The sequence below is a fragment of the Microcystis sp. M53603_WE2 genome, assembly GCF_030065435.1.
The window spans coordinates 1-2,383 of record NZ_JASJFF010000989.1 but is presented as its reverse complement, the minus strand read 5'-3'; the positions used below and the strand labels follow the sequence as shown (position 1 = coordinate 2,383).

General features: G+C 45.2%; 3 protein-coding genes. All 3 read left to right on the top strand.

Annotation, left to right across the window (positions count from 1 at the left end):
* Nucleotides 1-177 precede the first annotated feature (177 nt).
* A complete protein-coding gene (locus PX481_RS20905) occupies nucleotides 178-801 on the top strand; it encodes a class I SAM-dependent methyltransferase (protein WP_288095789.1) in 624 nt (207 codons plus the stop codon).
* Nucleotides 802-900: 99 nt separating this feature from the next.
* Nucleotides 901-1,455 (top strand): YqeG family HAD IIIA-type phosphatase, encoded by a 555-nt coding sequence (locus tag PX481_RS20900; RefSeq protein ID WP_288095787.1) that lies wholly within the window; start codon nucleotides 901-903, stop codon nucleotides 1,453-1,455.
* Nucleotides 1,456-1,924: 469 nt separating this feature from the next.
* A partial coding sequence (locus tag PX481_RS20895) for an ECF transporter S component (RefSeq protein ID WP_288095785.1) occupies nucleotides 1,925-2,383 on the top strand: 459 nt, incomplete at its 3' end.

The window sequence follows — 2,383 nt, the reverse complement described above, 5'->3', positions numbered from 1 at the left end:
CATCCTCTAACCGCTCCGGCCCACCCAAATTTAATAATAAAACCCCAACGCGACCCATAGTGTTAACAGATAATTTTTAAATTTTCAGATTCTTTACCAAGTTTAACAATATATCGGTGGAACCGTTAAAACAAATTACAGGCTACAGAGAACTTAATCAAATCTTGGAGGTTGATCTTGGCTACAATTTTACGTCCCCTCAGTTATCAATATCAATGGCTTTACGATGGTATCTCCCGTCTGGCTGCCCTAGCGGTGGGTGGGGAGACCCGTTTTCGGCAATTGGCCCTAGAAGGTTTAAAAATCGCTAAAAATGACCCAATCCTCGATCTCTGTTGTGGTGCGGGTCAAACCACCCGTTATTTAGTCCCCCTATCCGATCGCTGTGTCGGTTTAGATGTCTCTCCCCGGGCCCTGGAGCGAGCTAGTTTAGCGGTGCCGCAAGCGCATTATGTGGAGGGATTAGCCGAAAAAATGCCCTTTGATGCCCGAGAATTCGCCTTTGTTCATACTAGCGCCGCTCTCCACGAAATGGAACCAGAGCAGTTAGAGGAAATCCTTAAAGAAGTGTATCGAGTTCTCAGACCGGGGGGAATTTTTGCCCTCGTGGATTTTCATCGACCCACTAACCCGCTTTTTTGGCCTTCTTTAGCCCTATTTTTGCAATTATTTGAAACCGATACCGCTTGGCAGTTTATCGATCGGGATCTGATCCGATCTTTACAGGCGATCGGTTTTCGTGATTGTCAACAAAAATTATACGCCGGTGGCAGTTTACAGGTGATTCGAGCGGCCAAGTGAAGGGATCGGCCAGGCAAGATTTTCAGAGGCAGTCGGTCATTTATACTAAGTAGGGAAGCTGAGTTCGATCGACTCGGTGCCAGTTATTTTTGAGAAGTAATGACTAGAGCAAAAATTCTACAACCCGATTTAATTTTAGGGGATACGATTCTCGGTCTCAGTCTGGAGATTTTGAGTCAGCATCAGATTAAGGGATTGATTCTCGATGTGGACGATACCCTTGTTCCCCTCCAGGAAACGACGGTTTCTGAGGATTTACAGCGTTGGGTCGATTCCTTGCGTCTTTATCTACCGATTTGGTTGGTAAGCAATAATCTTAGCGAAAATCGTATCTGTGCGATCGCTGATAATTTACAACTTCCCTACCTTCTCGGTGCGGTGAAACCCTCTCGACGCAAACTCCGGCAAGCGATGGCAGCCATGAGTCTCCCCCCCCAACAAATTGCGATGGTTGGCGATCGCTTGTTTACCGATGTTTTAGCGGGAAATCGTCTGGGAATGTTTACCATTCTGGTGAAACCAATGGTAAATCCCTTGACGGGGGGACAACCTTATCCAATCCACGATTTTGAGGTGTGGATATCACAAATTCTCGGCGTTTCCCTCCATCCGCAGCATTACTTAATAAAACCTGACCAATCCTCACAGAAGTAAATATTAAAAAATAATTAAGTATAGAGGAAACGATGGAAAAGTAGGAAATACTATAGACAATTTGAAATGAGGTCAGCCGAGATAAAGACCTTAAATATATGAAAGTCAGTAGATAGAAGGTGCCAGTTTTTGCGGATATACGCCAAAAGCTGGCTCTACTGTTTTTGAGTTTTATCTGTTTGGATGTCATACTATAGCGGTTCTCACACTATGTGGCACAGTTAAACCTTTGCTGAACAAGCTTTTTAACATCGATAATGTACCTCTTGCGAACAGGAAACGCTATAAATCCAGTTGTTAAAGACTGATTATTTATTCTCCGTTTTGCATGGGTGCCTGTCCTGGTATGTAGCCCATACTCAACGGATTTAGGATCACATTACCGTGCGCTGTTATCGAAAAAATCAATAATTGCCCGAAGAAGATCAAACCAGAGGATGATAGAAAAGTTAGAATTACCCTTGCAACTATGACCCTAGATATTATCCCCGAAGGGGAAGAACGCAAAGTGGAAGCTGTCAGTAGTGCCGCCATTGATGGTGCGCCGATCGCCTATATTGTCGTCTTAGCCGCCATTGTCACCACCCTTTCTTTTATTCCCTTCTCCATTGTCCTCGCTTCTGGCGGTAGTATGCCCCTCAGTCAAGCGGTTTTTCCCCTCTTGGGTTGGTTACTCGGCCCGATCGCTGGAGCGATCGCTAGTGGCATTGGGTCCTTAATTGGGGCTTTCCTTGCCCCCTACACAGCAGGAATTCCCGCTATTTCGGTCTTTGGGGCGATTTTGTCTAGTTTTGTGGCGGGAACGATGGTTTTAGGCAAAAAACGCCGTTATTGGTGGTTAGGATTAACGTTAATTTTTCTGATTCCCCTGTTTATCTACGCTAACCGGGCGATCGGACTGAACGGCATTTCGCCACGAATCTTTATT

What these genes read in the sequence shown, in the direction of transcription:
- PX481_RS20900 (WP_288095787.1), top strand. Translation starts at nt 901, where the DNA reads ATGACTAGAGCAAAAATTCTACAACCCGATTTAATTTTAGGGGATACG.